The 6,401-nt window shown below is 42.1% G+C and carries 4 protein-coding genes and 1 pseudogene; 3 read left to right on the top strand and 2 right to left on the bottom strand.

What is annotated here, in order from left to right; all coding sequences use genetic code 11:
* Positions 1-1,002: pseudogene (locus ACJV7B_RS00645) on the top strand (Rib/alpha-like domain-containing protein); the annotation flags it as partial.
* A gap of 216 nt (positions 1,003-1,218) precedes the next feature.
* Here the strand turns inward: ACJV7B_RS00645 and ACJV7B_RS00640 are convergent.
* Positions 1,219-1,824, bottom strand: coding sequence for a pyroglutamyl-peptidase I (locus ACJV7B_RS00640; protein WP_288231394.1), 606 nt, complete (start codon positions 1,822-1,824; stop codon positions 1,219-1,221).
* A gap of 334 nt (positions 1,825-2,158) precedes the next feature.
* Here ACJV7B_RS00640 and nox point away from each other — a divergent pair, with 334 nt between their 5' ends.
* Both nox and ACJV7B_RS00630 read left to right on the top strand, forming a co-directional pair.
* Positions 2,159-3,499 carry a H2O-forming NADH oxidase gene (nox, locus tag ACJV7B_RS00635; RefSeq protein WP_419388698.1) on the top strand — a complete coding sequence of 447 codons (1,341 nt, stop codon included), beginning with the start codon at positions 2,159-2,161 and terminating at the stop codon, positions 3,497-3,499.
* 180 nt (positions 3,500-3,679) lie between these two features.
* Complete coding sequence (locus ACJV7B_RS00630; RefSeq protein WP_419388697.1) at positions 3,680-4,810, top strand: 4-hydroxybutyrate dehydrogenase; 1,131 nt, start codon at positions 3,680-3,682, stop codon at positions 4,808-4,810.
* A gap of 215 nt (positions 4,811-5,025) precedes the next feature.
* Here the strand turns inward: ACJV7B_RS00630 and ACJV7B_RS00625 are convergent, their stop codons facing one another.
* Positions 5,026-6,237: a hypothetical protein gene (locus tag ACJV7B_RS00625; RefSeq protein WP_419388696.1), complete on the bottom strand. Its 1,212-nt coding sequence runs from the start codon at positions 6,235-6,237 to the stop codon at positions 5,026-5,028.
* Positions 6,238-6,401 lie beyond the last annotated feature (164 nt).

Here is a 6,401-nt window from a genome sequence, read left to right as displayed (position 1 = left end):
AAGCCAGCTGCTCCAAAGGTCGAGCCTCAAAACGATGGTTCCGTTAACGTAACGCCAGCAGACGGTACTGATACTCTGGTAATCACTTATACGCCAGAAGGTGAAAACACCACCCCAACCAACTTCACTGTCAAGAAAGACACTGACGGCAAGTGGAAGAAGGGTAACGACGCTCCAGAAGGCGTAACCGTTGACGAAAACACTGGTAAAGTCACTATTCCAGCAAACAAAGTCAAAGACGGTAGTGATGTAACCGCTGTAGATAAGAAGGGTGACAACTCTTCCGACAGCGCCACTGGTAAAGCCAAAGACAACCCAGCTGCTCCAGAAGCTAAGCCAGCTGCTCCAAAGGTCGAGCCTCAAAACGATGGTTCCGTTAACGTAACGCCAGCAGACGGTACTGATACTCTGGTAATCACTTATACGCCAGAAGGTGAAAACACCACCCCAACCAACTTCACTGTCAAGAAAGACACTGACGGCAAGTGGAAGAAGGGTAACGACGCTCCAGAAGGCGTAACCGTTGACGAAAACACTGGTAAAGTCACTATTCCAGCAAACAAAGTCAAAGACGGTAGTAGCGTAACCGCTAAAAACTCTAAGAACGGTACCGAGAGCGACAACGCCACTGGCCAAACAGGAAACAACGACGGAAATTCTGGTTCTGGAACAGGTTCTGATTCCGGTTCTGGAGATTCTGGTTCTGGATCTGATACTGGAAACAGCAATGATTCTGGATCTGATTCGGGTGACGATTCCACGTCTAACAATGGCGGTAACGCTGAAACCGGTAATGCTGGCAACAGCAAAGCTGATAATGCATCCACTGGCGCTTCAGGTTCCAATGCATCTACTAAGTCTGGCAACGAGGTTCCTGCAAAGCATTCGTCCCAATTAGTAAAGACTGGTGCTGAAGTGGAACGAGTAGGATTGATCAGCGCAATGATTGGTGTACTGGGAGCTGCAGCAGCATTCTTCTCTCGCAAGAAGAATCGCGAGTAAAGAGTTCACCTACAAAATTAAACAAAAGTAAACTAATAATTGAAAATAATTAGAAAAAGGAGCTGAGTCACAAACCCAGCTCCTTTTCTATACTTTTACTGCCTTTTTACAGTAGAGAAACATTCATTTATCAACCATTGACACCACATGTAACACCACTTATACTTTTATAAAACTTTCAAAAAATCAGCAGAATATAAATACCTATACTAATTATTAGCAATCATCCGCAATTACTTGTAATGCAACTTCAATACCTCGAAGCATATCAGCTAAACTCATAGAACTCGTACTCGGCTTATCAAGAACTTGCTCAAGCAAATACGGAACGTGAATAAAACCGCTCTTAATCGGCAATTTTTTAGTCTGGCAATAATAACAAACACTGTAAAGTACGTCATTGCACACGTACGCGCCCGCAGAAAAAGACACAGACGCCGGCAATTTCGCCTTATTCAAAGCCTCAACTATATTCACAACTGGCAAAGTCGCTTTATACGCCACGTCACCATCCTGCACAACAGGCTCATACCAAGGCTTATACCCACTATTATCTGGTATGCGCGCAGCCCTACAGTTAATGCCAACATACTCAACGTTAAAACAAGCAGAACCACCAGATTGCCCTAACGAAAGCACAGCATCCGGCTGAACTTCCTCTATTTTCTCAATAACTTTTCGCGCGCCCTTGTTAAATTCCGTAGGAATCTGCAAACGAACAAGTTCCACACCCTCAGGCGCATGCACTGATTGCGCAATCTCCCACGACGGATTTATAGACTCGTTATTAAACGGCGTAAAACCAGTAATCAAAATACGCATTACAATACCCCTTCACACGAATATCACTTTATTAAAACATTAAAACGCATCACAAAAAACTGTACATATGTGAATGTCACTATATATAAACAGTATACAAACTTCAGGATTCTACTACGTAATTCATGTTCGCAAAAAGATTAGTTAAGTCAGATTGTGAAATAACCACACACCCCCCACACACAACACGCACAAAATCAAAATTGGTAAGACTCGCATTCGTGTAATAGTATTATGCATTGGATGTGCATTCGCGCAGCAGCGTGAATTAAACAAAGCAGTTGAAGCACATACAATAATTTCAACAGAATTCAACGACGAAAAGAGATTACCGATGACGAAGATCATTCAGATTGGCGCAAATCACGCCGGCACTGCCTGCGCTAACACCATTTTGAGCTACCCAGGAAACGAGCTTACAATCTACGATCAGAATAGCAATATTTCCTTCCTTGGCTGCGGAATGGCTTTGTGGATTGGCAAGCAAATTCAAAGCAGCGACGGACTGTTCTACCAGAAGCCAGAAGATTTCGTTAAAAAAGGCGCTAAAGTAAATCTTGAAAGTAAAGTTCTAGACATTGATTACGCAAAGAAAGAAGTAACAGTCGAACTTAAAGACGGCACTGTTATTCACGATTCTTACGACAAGCTGGTTCTTGCTACCGGCAGCCTTCCAAACAAGCCTCGCATTAAGGGCATTGACTTGGAAAATGTGCAAATGGTAAAGCTTTTCCAGAATGCTCAGACTGTTATTGCTAAGCTTCAAGAGCGCGATTTCCATAATGTTGTGGTTCTTGGCGGAGGCTACATTGGCGTCGAACTTGCTGAAGCATTCGAGCGTCTTGGCAAGAACGTAACTCTTATTGACATGGAAGACCATATTCTTAACGGATACTTTGACCCAGAGTTTTCTAACAATTTGAAGCAAATTATGGAAGATAAGGGCATTAAGTTTGAGCTTGGTCAAGCGGTTGAGGAGATTGTTGGAGACACTGAAGTTAAGGCTGTTAAAACAAGCAAAGGCACTTACGATGCAGACATGGTGATTTGCGCTATTGGCTTCCACCCAAACGTTGCGCTTGGAAAAGATCACTTAAAGCAGTATGCTAACGGCGCTTTCCTCGTTGACAAGAAGCAGCAAACTTCCGATCCAGACGTGTACGCAATCGGCGACTGCGCTACAATCTACGACAACGCTCGAGACCGCGTAAACTACATTGCGCTCGCAACCAACGCCGTTCGAAGCGGCTTGATTGCAGGTCACAACGTTTGCGGAACTCCTGTAGAAACTGAGGGCGTGCAAGGCTCTAGCGCAATGATGATTTACGACTACAAGCTTGTTTGCACCGGCTTGAGCTTGACTGCCGCTCAAAAAGAGGGCATGGACGTTGACTACGTTGATTTTGAGGATACTCAAAAGCCTGCGTTTATGGAAGTTGAGAATCCAAAGGTGAAGATTCGCATCGTTTACAAGAAGGATACGAAGGTTATTGTTGGCTGCCAGTTGGCTTCTAACTACGATATGTCTGCCGCAATTCACCTGTTCTCGCTGGCTATTCAGAAGAAAGTCACGATTAAGGAGCTTGCTTTGTGCGACATCTTCTTCATGCCTCACTTCAACCAGCCGTACAACTACATTACGATGGCTGCTTACACGGCTTTACTTAAGGGCTGATTAGCTTCTACTATTAGCCTCTGCGATTAGCTTCTTATTAGCTTAAATCGCGTTTATTAAACCAAGCAATTTGTTCTATAATGGAGCAGTTGCTTGGTTTTTTAATCATCCGCGCACAAAAAAGCGCACACAACGCGCATATTAGCGTAAGACATGCAGATTAAAACAAAGGAGTCTGGGATGAAGCAGCTTTCTATTAAACCAACTATTCACAAGTTCGAAAACGCTCGCGATTTTGCGCAAGAATTTAATCTTGAAAAAGGCGATTTAGTTATTACAAACCAGTACATTTGGGAGCCTTATTTTGGCGATTTGAATCTTGATTGCGACGTGATTTTCCAAGAAAAGTACGGCAAAGGCGAGCCGAGCGACGCAATGGTTGATGCGATTGTTAGTGACATTCACACGACTCCAAAGCGCGTGATTGGCATTGGCGGCGGCACTGTTTTGGACATTTCCAAGGTTTGCGCGTTGAAGCAAACAAGCCCGCTTGAAGATTTGGTTGACGGCAAGATTCCTGCGCAAAAAGGCGCGGATCTTATTCTTGTTCCAACTACTTGCGGAACTGGCTCCGAAGTTACGAACGTTGCCGTGTTCTCGCTTACTAAGCGCAATACCAAGAAGGGTTTGGCGAACGATGCTTGCTATGCTACGGACGCTGTTCTTATTCCAGAATTGTTAAAGAGCTTGCCTGATTACGTTTTTGCAACCAGCTCTATTGACGCTCTTACGCACTCGATTGAGTCCGCACTTTCTCCTATTGCAACCGAGCTTACAAAAATGTTTAGTTACAAGGCTTGCGGTCTTATTTTGCAAAGTTATATGCGAGTTGTTAAGGAAGGTAGCAGCGCAAAAGCCCAAGTTGTGGGCGACTTGGTTTCGGCAAGCCTTTACGCTGGTATTGCGTTTGGTAATGCCGGCTGCGGTTGCGTTCACGCGATGGCTTATCCGCTTGGTGGAACTTTCCACGTGGCTCACGGCGAGACGAATGCTGCGCTTCTTACAAGCGTTTTGCGCTATTATGCTAAGCACGACGCTAACGAGAATAGCGCCGAAAACACTGAGCTTTCTAAGCTCTTCGACTTCATGGCAAATATTCTAGAATGCAAGAAGGCAGACGTATTAGACAAGCTTGACGAAGTTCTTAACACGATTCTTCCTAAGCATAAGCTTCACGAGTATGGCATGACCGAGGATATGATTCAAAGCTGGGCTGCAAGCGTTGTTAAAGAGCAGCAGCGACTTTTGAAGAATTCTTACATGCATATGGATGAATCTGCAATTGCCGAAGTCTACGCGTCTACTTTCTAAAAACAGATTTCTAGCAAACTTACTTTCTGTAATTTGTTGACTTTAATTATGTTTTACTAGTTTTTCACAATAAAACAAAAGCAAAATCCAAAAGCAAAATCCAAAAAGACCCCACAAATAAATGTGGGGTCTTTATTTTATTTGTAGCAACTATTAGACTAACGCAACTATTTCAGCTACTACAGCTATTGCAAATATTTCTAATTGAACAATAGCTATTCAATAACTTTAAGATTGTGCAAACGAGGCTCACCTAAAGGCAATCCAGTGTCCGAAGGGAAGAATCCATCATTTACAATAAAACTTACATAAACTTTCTTATTAACGTACTTCTCCATGATTTGTTTAGCCTGACTGCCATCCTCAATCGCCATCATAGTTGCATCGCTAGGATGAGGCGGATTGCCCATATCGCCGCTGTGATGCAAAGTAACGCTGGTTTTATTATCCAGAATAAGAATCATGAAAATTTGATTAGTATCTGAATATCCCGGATTAGGATCTTGAATATTTTGCGCTTCAAGAACCTGGTTGTATGACAAAATTCGCACAGTTCCGGAAACTACTTGCCTTCCGCTTGCTTTTTCAGCTTTAATCTTGCTATCTAAAGATTCACCACTAGCAGCTTTCTTAGAATTGGCTTTCTTACTAGACTTCTTATCAGACTTCTTTTCAGCCTTCTTGCCAGACTTCTTGCCAGACTTCTTAGAATCCTTATCTTCTGAATTAGAGTTACCGCCTTTATTGCTTACGGTTTTCTCATAAGTATTATCTTCAGTTTTTGCCAAATTATCGAGAAGTGTAGTGTCATCTGTACTGACAAAATTAATATCTTTTACATTCTGTTTAGGAAGATCAGTGATTATTCCAGACCAGTATTTTTCTTGTTTAACAGGATTGCTATCCTCAATATTCATAGTTACCTTATAAGCCTCAGTATCCCCTGTTCCAGAAGACCACTCAACATAACTTAATGAATTGCTGTCTGCGTATTGCGATACTACAGCTCTAAAACCGCCAGCTGAACCAACACCATCGCAAATTAAATCATTGGAAGAAACAACGTCACTGTAATCTTTATTTGCAGCAAAAACCTTCGAACATGACACATATTTATAATTTTTCCGAAGAATAAGCTCCGGAATATCCCTATCGCTCATATTGACTAACGCGTAAGAATACTTACTTTGGCTAGCATCAATTTCTGAATCAACTTCATTAAGCTTATATTTATCAGCGTTTGCTAAAACTTTTTTATATAAAGCTGCTACTTTTGCATTAATAACATTAACCTTTTTTGCACTATCAGCAGCTTTTGTATTTGCGCCCTTTTGGTTCGAGCATCCAGCACATAATGGTACGAAAAGAAATAGCGAGAGTACTAGCACAATAAATTTTTTTAGTTTCAACGCAATTCTACTAGGCATGACTACCCCTTCTCAAACTTTAACTAATTATAGGCAAGCAAGTTAAATATTCTAATACTACGTTGTAATATTTGAAAACTGCATAAATTTGGGTTAATTAAATATAAAAAAGCCTGCGCAAAAGCTATTCACTCTTACGCAGGTTAGTATTAGATAAGCGACGC

The sequence above is a fragment of the Gardnerella bretellae genome (assembly GCF_048545135.1).
Classification (GTDB): Bacteria; Actinomycetota; Actinomycetes; order Actinomycetales; family Bifidobacteriaceae; genus Bifidobacterium; species Bifidobacterium greenwoodii.
Note: the sequence above shows the minus strand (reverse complement) of the source record. Positions and strands in the feature narration are given on the sequence as shown.